Raw genomic sequence first — 22,447 nt, forward strand, 5'->3', positions numbered from 1 at the left:
GCGAGGATGACGCCGCGATCCTGCGCGACGAGAGGATCAAGCGAGGGCTGCGGCCCTCGAATATGATCTGACGCAAGCTCGCCGAGGATTTCGGGTTCGAGTCTTTGCCGCTGGGGAGAAGAAAGGCGGATCCCGGATCAAGTCGGGGATGACGAGGTTACAAACGTCCGCGTCTTTCCCAATACAATCCTCTCTTCCCTCACCCCTTGATGAACAGCCGGTCGGCAAGCCGCCGTACGACGAGCGCCATCGGGACAAGCAAAGGGAAGGCGATCAACAGCACGATCAGCACGATATAGGCGAAGTAGAAGGCGGTGGAGAGCGGCGGACGCCAGGCGTTCACCGCCGCGTCCTGCACCAGCAGCAGCAATATCCCCGCCAGCACTACCGGCGCGGCCGGCAGGTCGGGCATGGCCTTGACCCCCGCAACGACCACGATCACCGCCGCGATCAGCAGGCCCGCCCGCACCGCACCGAGCATCGTCGCCGGCAAGGCCTCCCATGTCGCCACCAGCCGCTCGCGCAGCAACTGCGCCGCCGCCACGACCAGCAGCCCGGGCGCGATCGCCTGCCCCCATCCGGGCGCATGGACCATCGCAAAGGCGCCGAACAGCCCCGCCGCCATGATCGGATAGCGCCCGTTGTACAGGCCCCACAGCGCCGGATCGCGCTCTTCCTCGGACGGCAGCACCGCCCCGCTGAGCGGCAACAGCGCGACATTCGCCAGCGCGAGCGTGATGCCGATCGCCCAATGCGGCGGCAGCAAGGCGGCGAGCGCGAACACCACCAGCATCAGCGCGAGCGCGCCGGCCTGCCGCGCCGCCAGCGGACCGCCATAGCGCGACGGGCGCGTGGGGCGAATGCGCTGCAATCCCCAGCGATACGCGGCAAACCCGATCAGCCCGGCCAGGAAAAAACCCCAGAAGGCGGCATTGCCGGCGGCGGCATCGAGGTCGATCCAGCTCGCCGTTATCGCCGCGATAGCGCCGAGCACGACGAGTCCGAACAACGATCCCAGCGAAATGCCGGGATTGCGCATCCGCTCCCACGCCGCCACGATGTCGGCATCGAACCGGTATTCGCCCTCGGGATGCCGCCGTCGCAGCTCGTCGAGGAAAGCGGTGATCCGCCGCTTCGGGAAAAAGTCGCGCCACCAGCGGCCGCTCGGCGCCTGTTCGATATCGTCGATCACCTGCTTCGCATGGCCGGCGATGACGCCTTCGCCGATCTGCTGGAACCAATGCTCGGCCGCGGCGCGCTGCCCGACTTCGCGGATCGCCCAGTCGGTCCCGACCCGCTGCGAACGCCGCACCCAGCCATAATGCCAGCTCGCCAGCCGCAAGAAATAAGACGCGTCGGCGCCATGGTCGAGCGCGAGATGGGCGAGGCGATACTCGGCATCCTCGGCAGCGTCGACCGTCTCCAGCGCGGGTTCGGCCCACAGCGCGCGCATCTCGCGGTCGAGGGTCCGTTCGCGCCCCTCGCCGCCCGCCACCAGTGCCGCCTCGATCGCCGCGAAGCGCGCCGCGACCGGATCCACCGCGGGCGCGGCCCAAGGGTTGGCCCGCTCGGGCGTCCGGATCGATGGCACCGCCGCTTCCACCGGATCGCCGGACAGGATCGTCCAGCCGTCACCCGCCGCCAAGCTGTCCCCTGGCCCTGCCGGGTCGTCCGGCGCATTCTCGGGCCAGTCGATACCCTCATCGTCGATCGCGCCGTCGTCGATCCAGCGCGCTTGTCGCAGCGCGTCTTCCAGCCGCCCGCGCAGCGCGATGAACTTCGCCGGCTCGGCCTCGACGTCGATCTCTTTCAGCTTCCCGGCATAGGCGCGCTTGATCGCCCGCTCGTCGCTCGTCGGATCGATCCCCAGGCTGCTCCACGGCGGCCGGCGGCGGCTCACAGGAACTGCTCTCCGTCCATGCCGTCGACCGCCTTGTCGAGTTCGGTCCGTGCCGCCTCGATCTCGCGCGGTTCCTGCCGCGCCAGCACCGCTTCGAACTGCGCGATCCATTCGCCGACCAGTTGCCGCTCATAGCCCAGCCGGTTTTCGAACAGCTGGTTGGCACGCGCCAGCGTCGCGGCGTTCGCGGCTTCCTCGCGCGGATGGATCTTCAGCGCCTCCAGCGCCTTGCGGCGCTTGGCGAAATCCGCCTCGCTTTCGCGATCCTCCTCGTCGCGGATCACCAGCTGGCGCCGCGTTCCGGTGCCCGGCACTTCGACGTCGATCTCGAGCAGCCCCGACACGTCATAGGTGAAGCGCACCGCGATGCCGATCTGTCCGCCATGCCCCTGCGGCAACGGCACGTCGAGCTGCCCCAGCTTGACGTTCTGCGCGACGAAGCGCGATTCGCCCTGATAGATACCAAAGGTCACGCTCTGCTGGTGCGCCTCCATCGGCGAATAGACCTCGCTGCGGCTCGCCGGGATCACCGTGTTGCGTTCGATGATCGGCGAGAACAGGCCGGTGGTCACCTTGCCGCCCGCATCGCGGTGCCCCGTATCGACCCCGAGGGTGAAGGGGCAGACATCGGTCAGGCGGATTTCCTTCAGCGCCGCGTCGCGGCTCTTCAGCCCCGCCTGCACCGCGGCGCCCAGCGCGATCGCATGGTCGGGGTTGATCTGCGCGTTGGGAAAGCGCCCGAACATCCGCGTCACCGCGCGGCGGACCAGCGGCATCCGCGTGGCGCCGCCGACCATCACGATCTCCGACAAGCCTTCCGCCCGCACATTGCCGTCGCGCAGCGCGCGCAGCACCGGATCGCGCAGCCGGTCGATCAGCGGCTGCGCGCGTTCCTCGAACGCCTCGCCGGTAATCTCGCATTCGAACGCCTCACCCTTCCACACGATCTGGAACGGCGCGCGGTCGGCGTCGCTCAGCGCGCGGCGGGTGCGTTCGGCGGCGGCACGCATCACCTCGTCGAGCATCGCGCTGTCGCCCGGCTTCGCCTTCAGCCCCTCGCCCAGCGCATCGCGCGCCAGCGCGACGATCGCCGCGTTGAAATCCTCGCCGCCCAGCCGGTTGTCGCCCGCCGAGGCGCGCACCTCGATCACCCCGTCGAAAATCTCGACCAGCGACACGTCGAAGGTGCCGCCGCCAAGGTCGAAGACGAGGAAGGGCCGTTCCTCCTCGAGCTCGTGGATGCCATAGGCCAGCGCCGCCGCGGTCGGCTCGTTGATCAGCCGCTCGACCTTCAGCCCGGCGAGTTCGCCCGCGCGCCGCGTCGCCTTGCGCTGGCGGTCGTTGAAATAAGCAGGAACGGTGATGATCGCGCCGGTGACCGGGTCGCCCAGAAACGCCTCGGCATCGGCCTTGAGCGCGCCGAGCACCATCGCCGACAGCTCTTCGGGGCGATAGCGGCGCTTGCCCAATCGCGCTTCCTCGGTCGTGCCCATCCGCCGCTTGAAGATCGTCGCCGTCGCCTCGGGATGCGTCGCCTGCCGCTCACGCGCCGCGAGGCCGACGAGCAGCGCGCCGTCGTCGCCGACGCTGACCGCCGAGGGGGTGAGCAGGTCGCCGAGCGCGTTGGGAATCAGTTCGGGTCCGCCGTCGCGCCACACCGCGACCGCGCTGTTCGTCGTCCCCAGATCGATCCCCACCAGCATAAGTGCCTGTCCCCCAACGCGCTTCCAGGGCACACCGCCTAAAGGCTGCGCGCGGCGATGAAAAGCCGCTCCCCCATATCTTGTGTCACCCGAAATATTTTTTGCCGGTGCGGCACTTTTGTCACGCCCGCGCCGGACCCGCGGAAAGCCGCGGCGCGACTCCGCGAAGCGTGCTTTGCCATCGACGAAACGAATCAAAATGGCGACGAGTCGAGTCCCTAATCTGTCATTTACTCTCTTGCGTCTCAGCGCCGACGTGGCACTATGGATGGTGGGTAGACCACGGGGGCACCCCAAGAAATAGTGTTTGGCTGGAAATGGCGGTTTTCCGTCGCTCATGAGACATGGGCACGGGAAAGAGCGTTTTGCGCCCAAAAATATGTGCCCCCGAGGACGGTTTAGATGCTAGGCTGGGGTTTCGTCCCGAGTCGAACAAGACAGGAACAGGCGCGCGATGCGCGCCGGTGTAATCGAGGGCGTGATACATGGATTTTCGGGAAACGGACCGGGTGGAGACGAGCGACGTGGCGACGATGGAATTGACGAAAAACGACACGCAGGCGGCCCCCGAATCAAAGGGCGATTCGCCCGCAACGGCAAAGCTCAACGACAGCGGCGAGGCGAAAGTCCACGCGCGCCGGTTCGAGGTCGTCACCGACCGCAGCCGCGACGCGCTGCTCACCGACTTCGGCAAGGAAACGCTCGAAGACCGCTATCTGCTTCCCGGCGAATCCTATCAGGATCTCTTCGCGCGCGTCGCGTCGGCCTATGCCGACGATCAGGACCACGCCCAGCGCCTCTACGACTATATCTCGAAGCTGTGGTTCATGCCCGCGACCCCCGTTCTCTCGAACGGCGGCACCGGCCGCGGCCTGCCGATCAGCTGCTATCTGAACTCGGTCCCCGACAGCCTCGAAGGCATTGTCGAGACGTGGAACGAAAATGTCTGGCTCGCCAGCCGCGGCGGCGGCATCGGCACCTATTGGGGCAGCGTGCGCGGCATCGGCGAGCCGGTCGGCCTCAACGGCAAGACCAGCGGCATCATTCCCTTCGTCCGCGTGATGGACTCACTCACCCTCGCCATCTCGCAGGGTAGCCTCCGCCGCGGCTCGGCCGCCTGCTACCTCGACATCTCGCACCCCGAGATTGAGGAGTTCCTCGAAATCCGCAAACCCTCGGGCGACTTCAACCGCAAGGCGCTCAACCTCCACCACGGCGTGCTGATCACCGACGAGTTCATGGAGGCCGTCCGCGACGGCACCGAATTCAACCTGCGCAGCCCCAAGGACCAGAGCGTCCGCGGCGCCGTCGACGCGCGCAGCCTGTTCCAGAAGCTCGTCGAAACGCGCCTCGCGACCGGCGAACCCTACATCATCTTCATCGACCAGGTGAACCGCATGATGCCCAAGCATCACCGCGATCTCGGGCTCAAGGTCACCACCTCGAACCTCTGCAGCGAAATCACGCTGCCGACCGGCCGCGACCATCTCGGCAACGATCGCACCGCAGTCTGCTGCCTCTCGTCGCTCAACCTCGAAACCTGGGACGAGTGGAACGGCGACAAGATATTCATCGAGGATGTCATGCGCATGCTCGACAACGTCCTGCAGGATTATATCGACCGCGCCCCGCCCGAAATGGCGCGCGCCAAATATAGCGCCAGCCGCGAACGCTCGGTCGGCCTCGGCGTCATGGGCTTCCACAGCTTCCTTCAGGCACGCGGCCTGCCGTTCGAGGGCGCGATGGCGAAATCGTCGAACCTGCGCGTCTTCAAGCATATCCGCGCGCAGGTCGATCAGGCGTCGATGCTGCTCGCCAACGAGCGCGGCCCCTGCCCCGACGCCGCCGATCAGGGCGTGATGGAGCGATTCAGCTGCAAGATGGCGATCGCGCCGACCGCGTCGATCAGCATCATCTGCGGCGGCACCAGCGCGTGCATCGAGCCGATCCCCGCGAACATCTACACCCACAAGACGCTCTCGGGCAGCTTCTCGATCCGCAACCCGCACCTCGAAAGCCTGCTCGTCGACAAGGCGAAGAACAGCGACAATGTGTGGAATTCGATCCTGGAGAAGGGCGGCAGCGTCCAGCACCTCGACTTCCTGACCCAGGACGAGAAGGACTGCTATAAGACCAGCTTCGAGATCGACCAGCGCTGGCTGCTCGAACTCGCCGCCGACCGCACCCCCTATATCGACCAGGCCGCGTCGCTGAACCTGTTCATCCCGGCCGACGTCGAGAAATGGGACCTGCTGATGCTCCACTATCGCGCGTGGGAACTCGGCATCAAATCGCTCTATTACCTGCGCAGCAAGTCGGTACAGCGCGCCGGCTTCGCGGGCGGGGTCGAGGCCGACAACACCGCCGAAGCGCCGGTGTATCAGCTGGAGAGCACCGATTACGACGAGTGTCTGGCCTGTCAATAAGGCATAAAACCCCTCTCCCCTTGTGGGAGAGGGAGGGGCCCGTCGCCGCGTGAGCGGCGATGGGAGGGTGAGGGGGCGAGGCCGCAAAGCTGACCTCCCTTGGTGGACGACCGAAAGAGCACGCAAGCTCCGCCGCGAAGCCACCGACGCAGAGAAGCGCATGTGGCGCGCCTTGCGGGAGGCTTTCCCTCTCGCAAAGTTCCGCCGCCAGCAAGCTCTCGGGCCCTATTTCGCCGATTTCGCATCGCACGCCGCACGGCTGGTGATCGAAATCGACGGGGGACAACATGGCGAAGCCGTCGCCTATGACGAAGCGCGCACGCGCTTTATCGAAGGCGACGGCTATCGGGTGATCCGGTTTTGGAATGACGATGTGATGACGAATATCGAGGGAGTGCTGGCACAAATCGACGCCGCCCTGCCCCCTCACCCTCCCAAGGCTGACGCCTTGGGCCCCTCCCTCTCCCACAAGGGGAGAGGGAATGAAGTTCGAACGCAAGGATAGACTGATGCCCCTTCTAGAAGCCCGCAAAACCTACAAGCCCTTCGAATATCCCTGGGCGTTCGATTTCTGGAAGCGCCAGCAGCAGATCCATTGGGTTCCCGAGGAAGTGCCGCTGGGCGAGGATTGCCGCGACTGGGCGCAGAAGATCAGCGACCATGAGCGCAACCTGCTCACCCAGATTTTCCGCTTCTTCACCCAGGCCGACATCGAGGTGCAGGATTGCTACCACGACAAATATGGCCGCGTGTTCAAGCCGACCGAGATCAAGATGATGCTGACCGCGTTCAGCAACATGGAAACGGTCCATATCGCGGCGTACAGCCACCTGCTCGACACCATCGGCATGCCCGAAAGCGAGTACGGCATGTTCCTCGAATATGACGAGATGCGCGCCAAGCACGACTATATGCAGCAGTTCGGGGTCGAGAATGACGAGGATATCGCGCGCACCCTCGCGATGTTCGGCGGCTTTACCGAGGGGCTTCAGCTCTTCGCCAGCTTCGCGATGCTGATGAACTTCCCGCGCTTCAACAAGATGAAGGGCATGGGCCAGATCGTCAGCTGGTCGATCCGCGACGAAAGCCTGCACTGCGAAGGCATCATCAAGCTGTTCCACACCTTCACCAAGGAACGCGGCTGCCTGACCAAGGCGGTGCGCGAAGACATCATCGACACCTGCCAGAAGACCGTGCGGCTCGAGGATGCGTTCATCGACCTCGCCTTCGAACAGGGCCAGGTCCCCGGCATGACGCCCAAGGAGATCAAGCGCTACATCCGCTACATCGCCGACTGGCGTCTGGGGCAGCTGGGGTTCCAGCCAATCTACATGATCGACGAACACCCCCTCCCCTGGCTCGCCCCGCTGCTCAACGGCGTCGAGCACGCCAACTTCTTCGAAACCCGTGCCACCGAGTACAGCAAGGGCGCGACCCGCGGCGAATGGAACAGCGTGTGGTCGAGCTTCGACAACCGCAAAAAGGCCAAGACCAGCGACGACACCCCCGCGGTGAACGACGCCGGCGACGAGGGCGAAGACATGTTCGCCAAGGCCGGGATCGCCGCGGAGTGATAACGAAACCCCTCCCCTTCAGGGGAGGGGCAGCGAAGCTTGCCAGCTTGCTGGCTTAGCGCAGCGGGGTGGGCCAGGAACCTCAGGGCACAGGCCCCCGCCCAATAAACAGAACAAGGCAAAGACAATGACCGACAAGAAACCCAAGCTCCTCATCCTCAGCCAGCCGCAGCGCGCGACGCTCGAAGGCCTGTCGAACCGCCGCCCCCAACTCCCCACCGACCCGATCCGCGACGAACTCGTCACGCTGGGACTGGTGGTCGCACAAGGCGCCAAATGGGCGCTGACCCCGCAGGGCAAGAAGGTGCTGGCGGCGAGCTCGAACCGGCGGAATTCGGGCGGGTTTTCGGTTTAGGACTAAACCGAACGGTCAATTAGGAGTCGAGATCTCTTTCATCCTCTGCCCAAACGTCCGCCATTAAATCGATGTGGCGCATCAGATTCTTGATTGCGCGAGAATTAAGCTGGCCGATGAAGCGCAGCTCGGCTTTGCATTCTTTGGTCAAAGGGATAATCATCAATTCGCCGTCACCGGATTGAACCTCCCTACGCACGTCGCCTTCCCGGTCAATTTCGGCTGACAATTCCGATGGCGCGACTTCTTCGACCGGCGAAGGCCTGGGAGTTACTTCATATTCTCTCCGGAAATTTTCAGCGAATGCCAAGCTTTGCCGTAAGGCCTTGATGCACTCGTCAGCAGAGTTCTTTTGAAAGCCCAAATCTCGAATCAGGAAAGCCCTGATTGCTTCGTCTGCTTGCGGAACACGCCCATCAAACCTCGAAAGAATTTCTCCAAAGACGTCCGGACTTTCTGAAGAAGTCCGAATTGCAGAAGCTTTCTCCGACGCAGACTCAGGCTCAAAAATTGCTAGCGCTAAATCAGATATTCGCGTTTTATCTCCGGTTCCTTCAATTAGACCATATTGTCGCAGAGCACCTAACGCCTTGGCACTAGTTCCGGTCTTTCCTGAAAAGCCCATCAAACGATAAACCGTAGCGGAATCTACTGAACTCCGGTGGACAGCGTGGTAGACTGCTTCGGCGTGACGAAGCGATTCATCCAGTGATTGGCTGGGAAAGCGAGGACTGCGGCTACGGTCTCTAGGGTTTAAGCTGCTCATTAAACTTACCTCCAAAGCCTAAGTGAGAAATTCATATCATATCACGGCAGATTTATCAAACGCGCAACTCCGGCATAAATCATTGATAATCCATGATAAATTTTCAGTCATCGCCGCCATCGCTCCAGCGCATGATCGGCATCGAACTTAGAGCACGATCACATCGTCTAAATTTCGTCCAACTGCTTCGATTTTTGGTTGACGGGGCAGCAAGGAATGATATTGCGGAAATGCAAAAGGCGAGAGCCGCAACGCGACTCTCGCCTCCTGATCGGAAACAGGTGTTGGAACCACCTCTTCCTGTCGGGTTGAGGAGTAACCTCCACGCCCGGTTTCAAGCGTGTCGTTACTCCTCAGTTTGTATTTTGGCAACTGCATGGAGTGAATCTAATGAACTACGCAGCAAAATCCCGCATCGGGACCCGCGCATCCACTGGTACGATCTGCCCCGAAAGCGGCATCTGGAAGGTCGAGGGCACGCCCTCCACGACCGCCCCGATCGCCAAGGGCAACCGTATGCCCCCGTACGCCGGCAAAGCGGTCGTCTGGGTGCTGATCCAGTACGCCTAATCGAAGGGCGGGCAGAAATGCCCGCCTTTCTTTTTTCAGGAGCGCACCGATGCCCTATTTCTCTTCCTCGGCGATTCGCGCAGCGGAATATAATCCGGCCAGCCGCACGCTGGCGATCACCTTCACCAGTGGCCGCACCTATGATTATTACGGTGTGCCGCAGTACGTTTACAACGGACTGCTGGCGGCCGCGTCGAAGGGCGAATATTTTAACGACAATATCCGCGACCAGTTCGGCTACCGCTAAAACGAGTACCGAAAAGCGAGGGAGGGCCTTGGTCGCCGCCAAGGCCCTTTCTTATGCCTGTCGCCCCGCAACTCAATTCACCGTCACCCCACCCGGCACCCCGCGCATCCCCGCCACCGCGAACATCACCCCGCCGCGCACCGCCTCGGGCGTGTCCTCCAGCAGCGCCAGCTTCACCAGCTCGCGCGTCACCTCGCTGTCGTCGTCCACCACCAGCCGCAGCGATTCCACCCCGACCCCGTCCTTCGCCAGCACCACGTCGCGCACCAGCGCCAGCGGCCAGCGCGCGCTGCCGCCGCGGTACAGCGTCACGCCGTCGTGGCGCACATAGGCGTTCCGCCACCGCCACAGCCGCCGGAAATAGACGAAGCCCAATAGCGCGACCGCCATCAGCGCGGTCATCACGACATCGCCGAACACTATGTGCCGCACGACCTCGCCGGCCGTGTCGCCGCGCGCCTGCATGGCGACCAGCGCGGCGAGCGCCAGCGCGCACAGCAATTGCCCCGCCGCCAGCGGTTTCGGCCTCAGCCGCGCGATCACGATCGTCATCCGGTCCCCAGTTCTCATCGCGGGCCTAGATAGGCACGCCCGCGCGGCAGCGCCAGACGGTGGCCGCACGGACCCGACAAAGGACCGCGTAACGAAATAGGATCGGTCCCTGCCATTCGCGGCTTTCCTAATTTATTCCGCCATGCTTCACCCGGTGCGATGACGCACGCGCCCGCCCGCCCTCTCGCCGCCCCATGGTCCAACGTCGGGCCGCTTAAGGGCACAAAGGGCACAATTTCGCTGCGCGCACCGGGGAACTTTGTGACCTTAAGCGCCATCGCGGCCCTTCTGTTCCTCCTCGCCGCCCCCGCCGCCGCGCAGACCGTCACCCCTGTCCCCGCGGCGATTCGCGCCGAATTCGACCTGCCGCCGCGTGCCTATGCCAAATATCTCGACGCCGGCGGCATCCCCGTCCTCGGCTCGGCCGCGGTCGGCGACGCCGCGCTGCAAAAGGCGCGCGCCAATGTCCTCACCCTGCTCGCGACGCGCCCCGGGGTCGCGGCGCGGCTGCGCTCGCAGCGCGTCCGCGTCGTCATCCTCGCGCGCGGTGAGACCGTCGGCGCCATCCCCGAATATCGCGCCGCCTTTCCCGACCGTTCGCTCGACAAACGCTTCTGGGGCGGCTTCGGCGCGACGCCGACGCTGCCGATCGTCGCGGGGACCGAGGCGAATTTGATCGACGGCCAGAATGACGAAAATGTCTTCGTCCATGAATTCGCGCATACGGTCGCCGAAATGGCGCTCGCCGCCGACCCCGCTTTCGCGAAGGGCCTGACCGCCGCCTGGACCCACGCCCGCAAGGCGCGGCTGTGGGCGAACACTTACGCGGGCAGCAGCCGCGACGAATATTGGGCCGAAGGGGTGCAGGCCTATTTCGACGTCAATCGCGAAGGCCCCCCGGGCGGCGACAGCGTCCACAACGACCGCAACACCCGCGCCGAACTGCGCGCTTACGACCCCCTGCTCTTCGCGCTGATCGACCGTGTCTATCGCGGCGCGACCCTGCGCGATGCGGCGGACTGAGGCCGCGCTTGCATCGCCGCGCCCGGACTGTATTATAAAAACAACACAGCAGGAAAACCGCCATGTCCCTCAGCTTGCTTCTCGCCGTCGCGCTCGCCGCCCCCGCTCCCCAGCCAATGCCGACCGGCGAGACGCTCACCGCGCAGATCGCCGACGAGGATGCGCAGCTGTTCCAGGCGGTGTTCGAAGGCTGCCGGCCGCAGGCGCTGACCGACCTGCTCTCCCCCGGTTACCGGATGATCCACGACAAGGACGGGCTCGCGATCCCCGACCGCGCCGCCTTCGTCGCGGGGCTCGAAAAGCAATGCGCCGCGCGAGAACCCGGCGGCGCCAACGCGGGGTACAAGAACCGCCGCCTGCTCGTCCCCGGCTCGCGCACCGTCCGCGCCATGGGCGACTGGGGCGCGCTCGAGGAGGCGAGCCATATCTTCTTCGAATGGAATGCAAAGGCCGACCGCTGGGACATGGTCGGCGGCGCGCGCTACATGCATGTCTGGCAATGGATGCCCGCCGAGGGCCGCTTCCGCCTGACCGAAAGCCTCAGCTACGACCATGGCGCCGCGGCACCCACTCCGCCCGCACCGGCGGCGGCGTCTAGCGCGCCATGAACGGGATCATCACCGCGTCGGCGAGCACCCACAGCGACCAGAGGATCAGCCCGATATAGAGGATCGGCGACAGGAAGGCCGCGATGCCGACGACCAGGGTGCCCGCGAGCAGCAGCACCATCGCGATGCCGCTGTTGTTGTAACCGAGGTAGAAACGGTGCGCCGCGACCCCGCCGAGGAAGAACCACAGCAGATACGCCACCAGGATCGATTTCTGGTCGCGCCGTTCGAAACGCACGTCCGAAAAGGCGTAAAGGTCGCCATTATATTCCGCCATCGCCATCCCCCTGCCGGTCCAAACGCCCCGTCCTCCTCCTCGCACAAATTGCCGATCGATCGGTAAACGGCGCGCGCTTGACAGCGGGACGGCGACGGGCGCACCCCGGATACGGGCGGCCGCACCGCTCGCCGGAGGGAGACCAACCGATGACCGTCCGCCACCGCACCGCCACCGCTTTGCTGCCCGCGCTGCTCCTCCTCGCACCGCCCGCCGCCGCCACCTCCGTCGTCGCGACCCCGCCGCACCGGATCGACCGCGCCTGCGCGATCGCCGCCGACGTGCTTGCCGGGCTCGTCGCAAACGCCAGCCCGCGCCCCAACGCGTTGCTCGGCGTCAGCGTCACCACCGATGCGCTCGGCACGGCGACGTGGGAGGACAATGCCGCGCTCGCCGCCGAACTCGGCAGCCACGCGGGCCAGCCCGACCGCGTGCCGCTCCGCCTGCTCTCGCTGCGCCGCCTCGACGACGGCGGCGACAAGACACGCGCGCTCTATGTCGCGACGGTCGAACGCGACCGCTGGGAACTCACCCGCTACACCGGCACCGACGGCCTGCTGATGCCCGTCTACGAACCCGATCCGCATTATGAACCAAGCCGCGACGCCTGGCTCGTCACCTTTCGCGGCAACCAGGTCGCCACGCTGCGCGAGGCGGGCGAACTCTGGGCGATCGGCCGCGGCGATGGCGCGATCGACTGCCGCGGCGCGATCGACCCCGAAGCCCCGATTCCGGTCTCGGCCCCTCACAGCGACTGACCGCCTCACCGGCGCGACAAGCCGCCGCCGCGCGCCGCGAAATCCTGCTATACGAGCGGCGAAAGGAGACAGCCCATGCAGGCCGTAACCGAAGACGACCGCCGCAAGGAAATCCGGGTGCTGCTGCACCAGATCGAGGCGCATCCCGAACGCGACTGGAGCGCCGCGCGCCGCCGCCTCGCAACGCTGAGCAAGCTCGTCACCGTCCCGTCGAAGCGACACTGATCCGCACGACGGGCAAAAGAAAGGCGGGGTGGCGGCCGAAACCGCGCACCCCGCCGATCCTGTTGCAAAGGCGCGCCAGCATCGCCGGCGCGTCGCTGGCTTATTCTTCGAGCCCGGCGAGCTTCGGACCGATCGTCTTGGCGACGTCTACGCGCACCGAGGCATTATGTTCGGCGACGGTCATCACGACCTTGCCGTCCTTGTCGAGCAGCACCGCTTCCTCGTTCGAGCCCTCGGGCGCGAGCTTGACGATCAGCGGACGCGGATAGAGGCGGTTGCTCGCCCCGTTGCTGCCGTCGACCACACCGCCGACGATGCCGCCGAGCAGGATGTTGCCGAACGCCGAACCGCCGAGCTTCGACTGGATCAGCACATAGGTCGGCTTGTAACCCGGCAACGTGATGTCCGCGCGCTGGTCATTCTTGCGCTTGAACTCGAGTTTGCACGGCGTCGTGCAGCTGTCGCCGCTGGTGAATTTGACGAGCGCCCCGCCCGGGTTCGTCTCGGTCGAATAATCGGTCTTGGTGCCGTTCACTACCGTGGCGCAACCCCCGAGTCCGAAGGACAGGGCTGCTGCGACCGCCACAGAAATTTTCGCTTTCACTGGTATTCCCCCTTGTTGAAACCAACGTCGTGATGGATGCAAAAAATGCAACGGTAAAGCGTTTTCCTCGTGCGACGAACCGAGGGGCGGAGGCGCCCGCGAAAAGCGCGGAAAAGCGTGTAGTGAACGCGCGATTAACCGGTACGACGGGCCATCGCGCCGGCAATTACAGCCCCACCGGACCCTTCGTCGTGCCTTCGCGGCGCCCCGTCCGATTCGCCCCCGGCGCGCGCAACGCGCCGCCGGCCTCCCCGTTTCAACGGCACGGAAAATCCATTTCGGGAGTTATATCATGCGTAAGGTCCTCATCATCTTGTCCACCGGCACGGCGCTGTTCGCCGCCCCCGTGCTCGCGCAGGTCGCGGGCGTCGGCGGGCAAGTCGGGGTCGGCGGCCAGGTCGGCGTCGATACCGGCGCGACGCTCGGCACCGTCAGCGACCGTCTGTCGGGAACCGTCGATCGCGTCGACGGCACCGTGAACCGCACCGTCGACAGCACCAACCTTCGCGTCGCGACGCGCGAACAGGTGCGCGCGGGCGCCGACATCCGCGATGGCCGCGGCAACAGCATCGGCACGGTGCAGAGCGTCGAGGGCGACACCGCGGTCGTCGTGCGCGGCGGCAAGCTCTACAATATCCCGCTGTCCGACATTTACCACGACGCGAGCGGCACCGCGAACGGCCTTGTGACCAAGCTGTCGTCCGGCGAGATCAAGGCCCGCGCGGTCGCGGGTGCCGAGGTCAAGGGCAACTAACCGGCGACGGCGACTCCGCGCAAGCGGGGACGTTGCCATATATCGGGAACCGGGTGCGCACCCGGCTCCCTTTTGGTTTTGCGCGATGTTACCGAGGCTTGGGTCGTCGCCTGAGTCAGATTTCGCAGGCGAGCACCGCTATCCACGGATAGCTTTTGCTCCCGTCCTTGCGCGGAAGCAGTCGTCCATTGCCATCGAGCGATAGCTTCTTGCGGTCCACATTGTGGATGATGTTACCGCCGATGGTAATGGCATGGGTCGTCGTCACCTCGATGACGATATCACCGTGCGACGGATAGAAGCTGTCGGCCTGATAGATCATCTTGGCTTGGTCGTAATCATAGGTTTTGGCATATTCCCGCCCGCCACAGATGATGTCGCCGACCTTCGGCGTATAGGCCGCGGGTTTCATCGCTCGATATCCATAACCGGCGTTGGTCCCCGCGCTCGCCTTCATCGCGGCGTCGATATAGTGACAATGGGCCTGGCTATATTTGAACTTCGTGCCCGCCCCCGCCTTGCGGATGCAGAAAGAAACAAAGGCCGACGACCAGGCCGGCCGGATGCCGCCTTGGACCGTCCGGCCCGTCAGATTGTTGATGTTGATGCTCTTCCAATACTCTTCGACGAAGAGATAATAGTCCTTCGCGATTCCCGGATCATCTGTACCCTGGGTTTCGCGTCCCGCACCGTTGTCCCAACGGGCATATTCTGCGAGACAAATCTGAGCAAGTTTATCGGTAAATATAGTCATGGTAACGCTCCCCCAAAAATCCATGGCGTCGCGACTCAGTATTTTTTCACCGATCGGAAGAATGAGCGAAAAAGGTTAGAAAGCCAAATCAATATTGTTCAATCGACCGGCGGCACATCCGCGGCCGTTCCCGGAAAGGCACGGCCCGCGCTGACCGCGATCTCGCCGCCTTCGCGCACCGGGATCACGCTGCGTCCGAACCACACATAGCGCGCCGTCGGCGCGTCGAGGTCGTGGTCATAGCGCGCCGCCACCGCCGCGCGGTCATACCCCATCCACCCCAGGGTCGCCGGAAAGATCTGGCTCGCCGACCGCCCGCCCCCGGGCGCCGCGGGATAGCGCGCCGCCAGCCGGTCGGGCACGAAGGCCACCAGCGGCACGCGAAACTCGTCGGCGACCGGCGCCTGGCTGCAATGCGGCAACGCCCCGGGGGCCAGGTTCTGGCCATGGTCCGACGTATAGACGATCGCCACCGCCTCGCGGTCGACCCCGGCGAGCAGCGTATCGAAGAAACCCCGTTTCGACCAGGCCAGCGCCGTGTCATATTGGCGCGCGACCGGCGCGTCGGCGGGGATCGTGCCCTCGGGATAATGATCGCGATACTGGAAATGGACGCCGCGCAACACCACCAAGGCAAAGCTTTTTCCCGGCGATTTCATCTGCGCGTTCAGCGTCCGAGCGATCCGCCGGTCGGTGTCGATGCCCCCCGCCATCGACCGGAAATCGTCGATCAGTGCGCGTTCGGGCGGCAGCAGCAAATTCTGGGGCGCTCCCGCGGTCTGCCCGTCGATCAGGATCGTGCGATAGCCGGCGCGCTTCGCAAAGCCCCAGATCGACGGCGTCGCCCGCAGGTCGCTGTCCCTTCCGACATGGCGCACGTCGACCCCCGACCGCAGCGCGACCTGTGCCGGCGCGCTGCAATGCCCCAGCGCCGCCGCCACCCCGAAGTCCCGATGCGCCACACCGTGTAGCGACGGAGCCATCAACCGCGCGAAGGGTGCCGCCGCGACGCTTTCGTCGATCAACCAGACGATGTGCCGCGGCGCATCGCCGGTATCGGGCACCAGCGTCACCGCTTCGCGCACCGGCGGCGGCGCCGCGCTCGCGAGCTCCCATGCCAGCCCGTACAGATTGCGCTCGGCGCCTTCGGGCCAGCGGTCGAGCGGGCGGATCAGCAATCCGGGCAACAGGAACAAGGCGGCGCCGGCCCAGGCGAAGATCCGGCCGGCGGGCAGCCGTCCGGATCGCAGCAGCATGGGCCGCGCGCCCGCGAACAAGGCGACCGCTACTGCCGCTTGCCCGACCGCCAGCATGAACGCCCCGCCGAATGCGCCCGCGGCATTGCCCGCCTGCCGCGCCTCGGCCGCCATCCACGCCAGCGTGCCCGCGCCCATCAGCTCGCTGACCAGCCCGCTATAGCCATGGTTGACGAGGATCGAGACCCCCGCGAACCCGAGCAGCAGAATCGCCCAGCGCCGCGGTAGCCAGACCAGCGCCGCGAGCAAACCGGTCGCCTGCGCCGCGAGGACGGCAAAGGCGCCGACGGCATTGCGCGGGTCGCCCGCCGCGAGCCGATAGACGACATCGTGGGTGAGCTGGTACCGGTTGGCAACGGCATAGCCGGCCGCAAACAACAGCAGCCCGGCGGCGGCCCGCCATGCCCCGCTTGTTGCGACCCGCGGTGGTTCCTGTTTCGCCCAATTCCCCATGCGCGCCCGGACTAGTGCAAACTCGTTGAAAAATGGCAAAAAAGACGCGCCGCGCGCACAAGCTGGCCTGCCCGCCCCCGTTGCGATAGGATAGGCCGGCGCGACGACGATGGGGAGGCCGACACGATGGACGGTGCAACCGACAGCGAAGACGCGGGCGAGCGGCTGTACGCCGCCGCGGTCGCCCATGCCCAAAGCCGCGGTTTCCGCCTCGGCGACGGCGCCGATCATTATTTTCGCCAACGCTCCGGTGACGCCGCGCGGCAACTGGCGGGCGCGGCGAACGACGAAGGCTTCGACCTCGCCATCGCCAACGCGCGCGCGCTGATCGATGCGATGATCGCCGCGCGCCCTGCGGCCTATGCCGACGATCCCGACCGGCTCGCATCGAACATCATCGGCGAAGTCACCCTCGGCGAGGCCCTCGCACGCCTCTGCCCAATCTGGCCTTTCTGCTGATGGCCTTCGACGAGCGCATCGGCGCCGCCTTCGGCGCGGCGAGCGACACGGTGAAGCAATTGCTGGCTCTCGCGACGGCGTCGATCGGCGGCGCGATCGCCTTGTTCGACGACGGCGCCAAAGCGGGCATCGACTTCGGCCCCGCCGACCTCTGGGTCCGAATCGGGCTGATGCTGCTGGCGTTCAGTGTACTGGGCGGGCTGATGGCGCTCGGCGCGATCGCCGGACAACTGGGCAGCGACAAGGTCGATACCCCCAACAGCTATGCCCCCGGACTCCGCCTGTTCTACGGACTCCAACTGCTCGCCTACGGTCTCGGCGTCGTCGCGCTCGTGGTCCACGCGGTCGGCTAGCAACGAAAACGGCCCACTCCGCGCGTCGGCGGGATGGGCCGGTTTCGATGCCGTGGCGGCGCGCGGTCCGCGCCGCCAACCCGCTCTTGCTTATTCGGCCTCCTCGAACAGGTCGACCGCATTGGCGGCGGTCGCCGACAGGCGGATCGTGTCGCCGTCGACCGACGCGACGAGCCCGGCGGGCAGATAATGATGCTTGCCGCCCTCGCCGTCTTCGGCCTGCGGGCTGTCGGACTTGGTCAGCTTGATGCGCTCGCCGTCGAGATGGTCGACGGTGCCGACATGGACACCGTCGGCGCCAACGACAGTCATATGTTCCTTGATCGCGCTATGGTCATGCTCTGCCATGGGGAGTCTCCTTGCCGCTCGCGGGGCTGTTCCGGGCGAGTCCTGCGCATCATACGCCCGATCTCGGCATTCGATCCACCGGCTTCGACGATCCGCCCCAAAGCCGCGTTCGCCTTTCATTCGGGCGCGAAGCGGCTAAGCTCGGCGCATGCGTTTCCCGGCCCTCTTCATCGCCCTCGCGCTCTTCGCCGCGCCCCCCGCCGCCGCCTGCTCCCCCGCCCCCGGCTACCGCGTGCCGACCAATATGGAGCTCGTCGGACAGGCCGACCTGATCCTGCTCGCGACTGTGAGTCCCGGCGATTTCGAACCCGACGGCCCGCCGACCCAGCAAATCCTGCTGCAACCCGTCGCGGTGCTCAAGGGGACGATCCCCGACGGGCCGCTGGCGCTGTCGGCGATGATCGCGACCGATGCCGAAGCGATGCTCAGCAACCCCTATGAGCTGAACGAGGCGCATCCGCAGAGCTACACCGGATCATGCACCCGCTACGCCTTCCCCAGCGGATCGCGCGTCCTCTTTTTTCTGACCAAAGAAGACGGCCATTGGCGCGAAGCCGGCGGCCCGTTCAGCCGCTGGGCCGAGGATGCGCTCACCGACGATGCACCCTGGCTGCGGCTCGTACGCTTCTATCTCGAGGTTCAGGCGCTGCCCGAGGCCGAGCGCGACGCGGCGCTGATCGAACGCCGCGCTTTTTGGGGTGCGCTGGGCGACGATCCGGTCGCGCAACTGATGGCGCTCGATATCGATCGCCAGCTCGCGGGTCCGAACCCGCCGCTGCGCGGAGAACTGCCGCCGGCGCCCGAAGACTGAACCGTCAGCACCACGGCCGCCGCGCCCCTTCCCACCGCCTCGCCAGCCCCTCGCCGACAAGCACATCGCCGACACTCGCGCCGCCGCGCGTCACGATGCGTAGCTTGCGCCCGTAACGATCGCCGTCGCGCCCGGCACTTTCGAGGCTGAAGGACCCGCCGTTCAGCCACGCCAGCAGCCGCCGGGTCGCCGCCTTGCCCAGTGCCGCCTCTTCCGCGCAGCGCGCCGGATGCGTTTCGGGCGTATCGATGTCGGCGATACGATATTTCTCGCCCGCGAACCAGAAGGTGTCGCCGTCGACGACACAGTCGCGCCCGCCCCCGCTATGACAGAAACCGAACCGCGCGGCATGGCGGTCGCCCGGCATCACCGGCGCTGCCCGAACTGCAAGGCCGCCGGCCTTGGCGCCATCGGCGAGAGCGGGTGAGAACTGCAGCGCCGCCAGCGTTCCCAGAAAGCCCAGCGCCATGATCGGCGTGACCCACCGGATCGCGCCGACCCCGCGTGTCGGGCGGATGGGTTTGCGATACCGCCGCTGGCGGCGATGGGTCGAAAGAAAGTCGGGTCCGGCCATGCCGCGACCCTGCCATCACCCGCTTACCAAAATCCCGACAGGCCCGCTCCGCTATGGCGGCGACCGCCGTCAGATTGCGCCGCAGCGGTGCCGGATGGGACGAAAACAGGCGTCAGGGCGCGCCGCGCGGCTCATCGTCCTCGATGCCGCCTTCGCCGAGCTCGCCATCCTCGTCGTCGTCGCTGCGTTCGCCGCGATAGGCGCCCATGTCGATACGGCCCGAGCGTTCCATCTGGCGCATATGATCGACCAGATCCTGCATGTTGTCGCTGTCGCCCGGCCCCTTCGCCTTGACGCTGTCGCCCAGCGGCCGCGCGCGGCGCGCCGCCTCGGCGACGGTCTGCGCCTGCGCTTCCTCATCCTCCTGCTCGCGGTTGACCGCTTCGGGGGCTTGGTCTTCGCGGGGTTCGTCGATCATGGCCGGCTCCTTGATGGGGATGACCGATCAACGCACCGCGCGCGCCCTCCGTTCCTCAGGCGGCGTCGGCCAGCACCTTGCGCTCGATCACCCGGATAAAGACCTCGGGGTCCTGCGCGCCGGGCACCAGCATCCGTCCGCCGAGGATGAAGGCGGGCACGCCGGTGATATTCTGGTCGGCCCAATAGGCCTCTTCGGTGCGCACCATCTCGCCGAACTCGTCGCCCCCGAGGATCGCCGCGGCGCGTGCGCGATCGAGCCCGACCGACGCCGCAACATCGGCAAGCACCGCATGATCGCTCACATCGCGGTTGTCGGTGAAATGCGCCTTGAACAGCGCGAGCTTGAGCGCGGTCTGCACCCCCGTCGCCTCGGCCTGCTCGGGGTCCTCGCGCGACCCCGCCCAGGTCAGCAACCGGTGCGCGTCGAAACTGTTGCGCATCCGGAAACCCGGCCCGCGGTTGAAGGCGAAACCGAGGTCGCCCGCGACCCCCGCCATCTTGCCGCTGTTGGCGCGGCTCTGTTCGGCGCTGACGCCATATTTGCGCATCACATGGGCGGCGGCATCCTCGCCCTCGGGCGGCATGTCGGGGTTGAGCTCGAAGGGATGCCATTGCACCCGAAACTCCAGCCGACCGGAAAAATGCGCCATCACCTGTTCGAACTTCAGCCAGCCGATGATGCACCAGGGGCACATCACGTCCGACACGATATCGACGCTGAGACGCGGAAGCGGGGCTTGGGTCATGACGGGGCCTTTCACTGGCCCAGCCTAGCCCCCCGAATTTCCGGACGCCACCCCCGATCGGAACCGCCTAAAGGACGATGCGGCGATCGGTTCCCGACCGGCGATCGACGCCCGAACGACGTTCGGGTCCGCGATAATCGGGGTCGTGCGCCTGGCGCCGATCCTCGGCACGGCGCCCCGGGCCGCCACGCTTGTTCTGTTGGGTTTCCATCTGGTCCCTCCTTTACCGCCCACGGCAAGAAGAGGACCATCGCAGAAGGGCGATGAAAAATGGTTAATCCGGTTCAGCCGAGGGGATCGGCCGGCGCCGGCGCCGGGCGCGACAGCACCCACCAGCTGCCGACCATCAACAGCACCGACAGCGCCTCGATGATCATCCCCTGCACGATTCCGAAATTGGTCGGATCGCCCAGAGCGACCCCGATCAGCCTGCCGGTGAGCGCGGTGCCATAAAGCGCCGCCGGCACCAGCAACGCCCGCACCCACCCCGGCATCAGCACACCAAGCGCCGCCGATCCTGCCGACACGAGGAAGAAGGACGACAGGTCGGCGCGCAATGTGTTGATCGCGACGCCGCTGATCGTGAAGCCGAAGGTGTCCGAATAGCTCGCCGGATCGATCACCCCGCGCGCGCCGATCATGAAGAAAAACACCGCCCACAACAGGACGGCGCCGCGCAAGACCCAGTTGACCATTTTCTTCTCCCCTGTCTGCCCACAAGCTGCGGCATCGGGAGCGAATGTGCAATCTATTCCGCGGCGAACGTCGCTTCGATCCAGCCGCCGCCCAGCACGCGCGACGCGTCTCCGGCATCGTAAAGCACCGCCGCCTGTCCCGGTGCGACGCCATATTCGGGTTCGGCGAAGATCAGCCGCTCGCCTTCGACCCGCGCCACCACCGGCCGCGCCATGCTGCGTACCTTCGCCAGCACGTCGCGCCCGTCGACATCGCCGAGCCAGTTCGCCTCGCCCAGCCGCGCCCCCGACACCGCCAGCGCGCGCCGCGGCCCGACGACGACACGCTTCGCCTCGGCCTCCAGCCGCACGACATACAGCGGCTCGGCCTGCCCACCGATCTCGATCCCGCGCCGCTGCCCGACCGTATAATGAATGAGGCCCTTGTGCGCGCCCAGCACGGTGCCGTCGACATGGACGATCTCGCCCTGGTCGTCGGCCTCGGGCCGCAGCTTGCGGACCAGCGTCGCATAGTCGCCGTCGGGGACGAAGCAGATGTCCTGGCTGTCGGGCTTGCCCGCGACGCCGAGGCCCAGCTCGCGCGCGATCTCGCGCACGACGCTCTTCTCGAGTCCGCCGAGCGGAAAGCGCAGGAAGTCGAGCTGGTCCTGCGTCGTCGCGAACAGGAAATAGCTCTGGTCGCGCGCCGGATCGACCGCGCGGTGCAGCTCGGCACCGGCGGGGCCCATCACCCGCCGCACATAATGGCCTGTCGCGAGGCAGTCGGCGCCCAACTCCTTCGCCAGCGCGAACAGGTCGGTGAACTTCACCCCCATGTTGCACCGCACGCACGGGATCGGCGTCCGCCCCGCCAGATATTCATCGGCGAACTGGTCGATCACCGTGTCGCGAAAGCGGCTTTCATGGTCATAGACATGATGCGCGAAACCCAGCCGGTCGGCGACCGCGCGCGCGTCGCGAATATCCTGCCCGGCGCAGCAGGCGCCGACGCGCTTCGCCTTGGCGCCATGGTCGTAAAGCTGCAGCGTCACCCCGATCACCTCGGCGCCCGATCGCGCTGCGAGCGCCGCGACGACGCTCGAATCGACTCCGCCCGACATCGCGACGACGATTCGCCGATCCTTCAGCGGCTCGGCGAGCTGGAAGTCGGCCCGGGCGAGCCCGGCGGGGGAAGAAATCAGCGTGGCCATGATCGCCGCCGTCTAGGGACGATGCGCCGAAAATACCAGCTTTTCC

29 protein-coding genes are annotated in these 22,447 nt (G+C 65.9%); 14 read left to right on the forward strand and 15 right to left on the reverse strand.

All coding sequences use genetic code 11. The features are described from left to right. Nucleotides 1–199: 199 nt before the first annotated feature. Nucleotides 200–1,900 (reverse strand): hypothetical protein, encoded by a 1,701-nt coding sequence (locus tag AC3WS4_RS17135; RefSeq protein ID WP_492736856.1) that lies wholly within the window; start codon nucleotides 1,898–1,900, stop codon nucleotides 200–202. Further along, nucleotides 1,897–3,603 (reverse strand): Hsp70 family protein, encoded by a 1,707-nt coding sequence (locus AC3WS4_RS17140; RefSeq protein WP_492736858.1) that lies wholly within the window; start codon nucleotides 3,601–3,603, stop codon nucleotides 1,897–1,899. The genes AC3WS4_RS17135 and AC3WS4_RS17140 overlap by 4 nt, the downstream gene beginning before the upstream one ends. Nucleotides 3,604–4,088: 485 nt before the next feature. Between AC3WS4_RS17140 and AC3WS4_RS17145 the strand changes: the two genes are divergently transcribed. From AC3WS4_RS17145 to AC3WS4_RS17160, 4 genes are all read left to right on the forward strand, one after another. After that, nucleotides 4,089–6,029 (forward strand): ribonucleoside-diphosphate reductase subunit alpha, encoded by a 1,941-nt coding sequence (locus AC3WS4_RS17145; protein WP_492736860.1) that lies wholly within the window; start codon nucleotides 4,089–4,091, stop codon nucleotides 6,027–6,029. 67 nt (nucleotides 6,030–6,096) lie between these two features. After that, nucleotides 6,097–6,534 carry an endonuclease domain-containing protein gene (locus tag AC3WS4_RS17150; RefSeq protein ID WP_492738052.1) on the forward strand — a complete coding sequence of 146 codons (438 nt, stop codon included), beginning with the start codon at nucleotides 6,097–6,099 and terminating at the stop codon, nucleotides 6,532–6,534. A 4-nt stretch (nucleotides 6,535–6,538) separates the two neighbouring features. Further along, nucleotides 6,539–7,603, forward strand: coding sequence for a ribonucleotide-diphosphate reductase subunit beta (locus AC3WS4_RS17155; protein WP_492736862.1), 1,065 nt, complete (start codon nucleotides 6,539–6,541; stop codon nucleotides 7,601–7,603). A gap of 127 nt (nucleotides 7,604–7,730) precedes the next feature. Then, nucleotides 7,731–7,958, forward strand: a complete 228-nt coding sequence (locus AC3WS4_RS17160) for a hypothetical protein (protein WP_056346149.1) — start codon at nucleotides 7,731–7,733, stop codon at nucleotides 7,956–7,958. A 19-nt stretch (nucleotides 7,959–7,977) separates the two neighbouring features. On the opposite strand, the gene AC3WS4_RS17165 is transcribed toward AC3WS4_RS17160, so the two are convergent. After that, nucleotides 7,978–8,724 carry a hypothetical protein gene (locus AC3WS4_RS17165; protein WP_492736864.1) on the reverse strand — a complete coding sequence of 249 codons (747 nt, stop codon included), beginning with the start codon at nucleotides 8,722–8,724 and terminating at the stop codon, nucleotides 7,978–7,980. A 390-nt stretch (nucleotides 8,725–9,114) separates the two neighbouring features. Here AC3WS4_RS17165 and AC3WS4_RS17170 point away from each other — a divergent pair, with 390 nt between their 5' ends. Then, nucleotides 9,115–9,294: a hypothetical protein gene (locus AC3WS4_RS17170; protein ID WP_492736866.1), complete on the forward strand. Its 180-nt coding sequence runs from the start codon at nucleotides 9,115–9,117 to the stop codon at nucleotides 9,292–9,294. Nucleotides 9,295–9,343: 49 nt separating this feature from the next. Then, a complete protein-coding gene (locus tag AC3WS4_RS17175; protein WP_492736868.1) occupies nucleotides 9,344–9,541 on the forward strand; it encodes a KTSC domain-containing protein in 198 nt (65 codons plus the stop codon). A 72-nt stretch (nucleotides 9,542–9,613) separates the two neighbouring features. On the opposite strand, the gene AC3WS4_RS17180 is transcribed toward AC3WS4_RS17175, so the two are convergent. Beyond that, entirely contained in the window at nucleotides 9,614–10,093 is a 480-nt protein-coding gene (locus AC3WS4_RS17180) for a hypothetical protein (RefSeq protein WP_492736870.1), read from the reverse strand. Between the two features lie 261 nt (nucleotides 10,094–10,354). Between AC3WS4_RS17180 and AC3WS4_RS17185 the strand changes: the two genes are divergently transcribed. Together AC3WS4_RS17185 and AC3WS4_RS17190 are read left to right on the forward strand one after the other, a co-directional pair. Beyond that, a complete protein-coding gene (locus AC3WS4_RS17185) occupies nucleotides 10,355–11,116 on the forward strand; it encodes a hypothetical protein (RefSeq protein ID WP_492736872.1) in 762 nt (253 codons plus the stop codon). A 62-nt stretch (nucleotides 11,117–11,178) separates the two neighbouring features. Beyond that, nucleotides 11,179–11,724 carry a DUF4440 domain-containing protein gene (locus tag AC3WS4_RS17190; RefSeq protein ID WP_492736874.1) on the forward strand — a complete coding sequence of 182 codons (546 nt, stop codon included), beginning with the start codon at nucleotides 11,179–11,181 and terminating at the stop codon, nucleotides 11,722–11,724. On the opposite strand, the gene AC3WS4_RS17195 is transcribed toward AC3WS4_RS17190, so the two are convergent. Beyond that, nucleotides 11,711–12,001, reverse strand: coding sequence for a TM2 domain-containing protein (locus tag AC3WS4_RS17195; RefSeq protein ID WP_056347223.1), 291 nt, complete (start codon nucleotides 11,999–12,001; stop codon nucleotides 11,711–11,713). The two genes, AC3WS4_RS17190 and AC3WS4_RS17195, sit on opposite strands and share 14 nt — an antisense overlap. Before the next feature lie 149 nt (nucleotides 12,002–12,150). Between AC3WS4_RS17195 and AC3WS4_RS17200 the strand changes: the two genes are divergently transcribed. Further along, nucleotides 12,151–12,759, forward strand: a complete 609-nt coding sequence (locus AC3WS4_RS17200; RefSeq protein WP_492736876.1) for a hypothetical protein — start codon at nucleotides 12,151–12,153, stop codon at nucleotides 12,757–12,759. Between the two features lie 75 nt (nucleotides 12,760–12,834). Beyond that, entirely contained in the window at nucleotides 12,835–12,984 is a 150-nt protein-coding gene (locus AC3WS4_RS17205) for a hypothetical protein (RefSeq protein ID WP_187142430.1), read from the forward strand. 100 nt (nucleotides 12,985–13,084) lie between these two features. On the opposite strand, the gene AC3WS4_RS17210 is transcribed toward AC3WS4_RS17205, so the two are convergent. Next, a complete protein-coding gene (locus AC3WS4_RS17210) occupies nucleotides 13,085–13,588 on the reverse strand; it encodes a translation initiation factor 2 (protein WP_156377628.1) in 504 nt (167 codons plus the stop codon). 292 nt (nucleotides 13,589–13,880) lie between these two features. Between AC3WS4_RS17210 and AC3WS4_RS17215 the strand changes: the two genes are divergently transcribed. Further along, complete coding sequence (locus AC3WS4_RS17215; RefSeq protein ID WP_492736879.1) at nucleotides 13,881–14,342, forward strand: hypothetical protein; 462 nt, start codon at nucleotides 13,881–13,883, stop codon at nucleotides 14,340–14,342. Between the two features lie 115 nt (nucleotides 14,343–14,457). Here AC3WS4_RS17215 and AC3WS4_RS17220 read toward each other — a convergent pair whose 3' ends face one another. Next, nucleotides 14,458–15,120, reverse strand: coding sequence for a DUF2272 domain-containing protein (locus AC3WS4_RS17220; protein ID WP_492742903.1), 663 nt, complete (start codon nucleotides 15,118–15,120; stop codon nucleotides 14,458–14,460). Between the two features lie 74 nt (nucleotides 15,121–15,194). Beyond that, complete coding sequence (locus AC3WS4_RS17225) at nucleotides 15,195–16,805, reverse strand: sulfatase-like hydrolase/transferase (RefSeq protein ID WP_492736883.1); 1,611 nt, start codon at nucleotides 16,803–16,805, stop codon at nucleotides 15,195–15,197. A gap of 126 nt (nucleotides 16,806–16,931) precedes the next feature. On the opposite strand from AC3WS4_RS17225, the gene AC3WS4_RS17230 reads away from it, so the two are divergent. Then, nucleotides 16,932–17,264 (forward strand): hypothetical protein, encoded by a 333-nt coding sequence (locus AC3WS4_RS17230; protein WP_492736885.1) that lies wholly within the window; start codon nucleotides 16,932–16,934, stop codon nucleotides 17,262–17,264. Further along, nucleotides 17,264–17,617 (forward strand): hypothetical protein, encoded by a 354-nt coding sequence (locus tag AC3WS4_RS17235; protein WP_187142425.1) that lies wholly within the window; start codon nucleotides 17,264–17,266, stop codon nucleotides 17,615–17,617. Before AC3WS4_RS17230 ends, AC3WS4_RS17235 begins: the two co-directional genes overlap by 1 nt. A gap of 90 nt (nucleotides 17,618–17,707) precedes the next feature. Here AC3WS4_RS17235 and AC3WS4_RS17240 read toward each other — a convergent pair whose 3' ends face one another. Further along, nucleotides 17,708–17,965: a DUF2171 domain-containing protein gene (locus AC3WS4_RS17240; RefSeq protein WP_492736887.1), complete on the reverse strand. Its 258-nt coding sequence runs from the start codon at nucleotides 17,963–17,965 to the stop codon at nucleotides 17,708–17,710. Between the two features lie 148 nt (nucleotides 17,966–18,113). Between AC3WS4_RS17240 and AC3WS4_RS17245 the strand changes: the two genes are divergently transcribed. Next, nucleotides 18,114–18,776: a hypothetical protein gene (locus tag AC3WS4_RS17245; protein ID WP_492736889.1), complete on the forward strand. Its 663-nt coding sequence runs from the start codon at nucleotides 18,114–18,116 to the stop codon at nucleotides 18,774–18,776. A gap of 4 nt (nucleotides 18,777–18,780) precedes the next feature. Here AC3WS4_RS17245 and AC3WS4_RS17250 read toward each other — a convergent pair whose 3' ends face one another. The 6 genes from AC3WS4_RS17250 to mnmA form a co-directional block, all read right to left on the reverse strand. Continuing rightward, nucleotides 18,781–19,350, reverse strand: coding sequence for a thermonuclease family protein (locus tag AC3WS4_RS17250; RefSeq protein WP_492736891.1), 570 nt, complete (start codon nucleotides 19,348–19,350; stop codon nucleotides 18,781–18,783). Between the two features lie 112 nt (nucleotides 19,351–19,462). Then, on the reverse strand, nucleotides 19,463–19,768 hold the full coding sequence (locus AC3WS4_RS17255; RefSeq protein WP_492736893.1) for a hypothetical protein: 306 nt from the start codon (nucleotides 19,766–19,768) through the stop codon (nucleotides 19,463–19,465). Between the two features lie 55 nt (nucleotides 19,769–19,823). Continuing rightward, nucleotides 19,824–20,516 carry a DsbA family oxidoreductase gene (locus AC3WS4_RS17260; RefSeq protein ID WP_492736895.1) on the reverse strand — a complete coding sequence of 231 codons (693 nt, stop codon included), beginning with the start codon at nucleotides 20,514–20,516 and terminating at the stop codon, nucleotides 19,824–19,826. A gap of 67 nt (nucleotides 20,517–20,583) precedes the next feature. After that, nucleotides 20,584–20,727 carry a hypothetical protein gene (locus AC3WS4_RS17265; protein WP_200937997.1) on the reverse strand — a complete coding sequence of 48 codons (144 nt, stop codon included), beginning with the start codon at nucleotides 20,725–20,727 and terminating at the stop codon, nucleotides 20,584–20,586. Nucleotides 20,728–20,800: 73 nt separating this feature from the next. Continuing rightward, the gene (locus AC3WS4_RS17270) at nucleotides 20,801–21,211 is read right to left on the reverse strand and encodes a hypothetical protein (RefSeq protein WP_492736897.1); all 411 of its coding nucleotides are present in this window, start codon (nucleotides 21,209–21,211) and stop codon (nucleotides 20,801–20,803) included. Between the two features lie 53 nt (nucleotides 21,212–21,264). Beyond that, nucleotides 21,265–22,401 carry a tRNA 2-thiouridine(34) synthase MnmA gene (gene mnmA / locus AC3WS4_RS17275; RefSeq protein WP_492736899.1) on the reverse strand — a complete coding sequence of 379 codons (1,137 nt, stop codon included), beginning with the start codon at nucleotides 22,399–22,401 and terminating at the stop codon, nucleotides 21,265–21,267. Nucleotides 22,402–22,447 lie beyond the last annotated feature (46 nt).

The sequence above is a fragment of the Sphingopyxis sp. EU05-FHT14B03 genome, from assembly GCF_058790875.1.

Excerpts from the sequence above, each read along its gene's own strand:
- AC3WS4_RS17165 (WP_492736864.1), bottom strand. The coding sequence starts at position 8,724 with ATGAGCAGCTTAAACCCTAGAGACCGTAGCCGCAGTCCTCGCTTTCCC.
- AC3WS4_RS17190 (WP_492736874.1), top strand. The coding sequence starts at position 11,179 with ATGTCCCTCAGCTTGCTTCTCGCCGTCGCGCTCGCCGCCCCCGCTCCC.
- AC3WS4_RS17225 (WP_492736883.1), bottom strand. The coding sequence starts at position 16,805 with ATGGGGAATTGGGCGAAACAGGAACCACCGCGGGTCGCAACAAGCGGG.
- AC3WS4_RS17155 (WP_492736862.1), top strand. The coding sequence starts at position 6,539 with ATGCCCCTTCTAGAAGCCCGCAAAACCTACAAGCCCTTCGAATATCCC.
- AC3WS4_RS17175 (WP_492736868.1), top strand. The coding sequence starts at position 9,344 with ATGCCCTATTTCTCTTCCTCGGCGATTCGCGCAGCGGAATATAATCCG.
- AC3WS4_RS17180 (WP_492736870.1), bottom strand. The coding sequence starts at position 10,093 with ATGACGATCGTGATCGCGCGGCTGAGGCCGAAACCGCTGGCGGCGGGG.
- AC3WS4_RS17160 (WP_056346149.1), top strand. The coding sequence starts at position 7,731 with ATGACCGACAAGAAACCCAAGCTCCTCATCCTCAGCCAGCCGCAGCGC.
- AC3WS4_RS17220 (WP_492742903.1), bottom strand. The coding sequence starts at position 15,120 with ATGGATTTTTGGGGGAGCGTTACCATGACTATATTTACCGATAAACTT.
- AC3WS4_RS17170 (WP_492736866.1), top strand. The coding sequence starts at position 9,115 with ATGAACTACGCAGCAAAATCCCGCATCGGGACCCGCGCATCCACTGGT.
- AC3WS4_RS17230 (WP_492736885.1), top strand. The coding sequence starts at position 16,932 with ATGGACGGTGCAACCGACAGCGAAGACGCGGGCGAGCGGCTGTACGCC.
- AC3WS4_RS17215 (WP_492736879.1), top strand. The coding sequence starts at position 13,881 with ATGCGTAAGGTCCTCATCATCTTGTCCACCGGCACGGCGCTGTTCGCC.
- AC3WS4_RS17270 (WP_492736897.1), bottom strand. The coding sequence starts at position 21,211 with ATGGTCAACTGGGTCTTGCGCGGCGCCGTCCTGTTGTGGGCGGTGTTT.
- AC3WS4_RS17195 (WP_056347223.1), bottom strand. The coding sequence starts at position 12,001 with ATGGCGGAATATAATGGCGACCTTTACGCCTTTTCGGACGTGCGTTTC.
- AC3WS4_RS17255 (WP_492736893.1), bottom strand. The coding sequence starts at position 19,768 with ATGATCGACGAACCCCGCGAAGACCAAGCCCCCGAAGCGGTCAACCGC.
- AC3WS4_RS17200 (WP_492736876.1), top strand. The coding sequence starts at position 12,151 with ATGACCGTCCGCCACCGCACCGCCACCGCTTTGCTGCCCGCGCTGCTC.
- AC3WS4_RS17265 (WP_200937997.1), bottom strand. The coding sequence starts at position 20,727 with ATGGAAACCCAACAGAACAAGCGTGGCGGCCCGGGGCGCCGTGCCGAG.
- AC3WS4_RS17240 (WP_492736887.1), bottom strand. The coding sequence starts at position 17,965 with ATGGCAGAGCATGACCATAGCGCGATCAAGGAACATATGACTGTCGTT.
- AC3WS4_RS17145 (WP_492736860.1), top strand. The coding sequence starts at position 4,089 with ATGGATTTTCGGGAAACGGACCGGGTGGAGACGAGCGACGTGGCGACG.
- AC3WS4_RS17245 (WP_492736889.1), top strand. The coding sequence starts at position 18,114 with ATGCGTTTCCCGGCCCTCTTCATCGCCCTCGCGCTCTTCGCCGCGCCC.
- AC3WS4_RS17235 (WP_187142425.1), top strand. The coding sequence starts at position 17,264 with ATGGCCTTCGACGAGCGCATCGGCGCCGCCTTCGGCGCGGCGAGCGAC.
- AC3WS4_RS17140 (WP_492736858.1), bottom strand. The coding sequence starts at position 3,603 with ATGCTGGTGGGGATCGATCTGGGGACGACGAACAGCGCGGTCGCGGTG.
- AC3WS4_RS17250 (WP_492736891.1), bottom strand. The coding sequence starts at position 19,350 with ATGGCCGGACCCGACTTTCTTTCGACCCATCGCCGCCAGCGGCGGTAT.
- AC3WS4_RS17260 (WP_492736895.1), bottom strand. The coding sequence starts at position 20,516 with ATGACCCAAGCCCCGCTTCCGCGTCTCAGCGTCGATATCGTGTCGGAC.
- mnmA (WP_492736899.1), bottom strand. The coding sequence starts at position 22,401 with ATGGCCACGCTGATTTCTTCCCCCGCCGGGCTCGCCCGGGCCGACTTC.
- AC3WS4_RS17205 (WP_187142430.1), top strand. The coding sequence starts at position 12,835 with ATGCAGGCCGTAACCGAAGACGACCGCCGCAAGGAAATCCGGGTGCTG.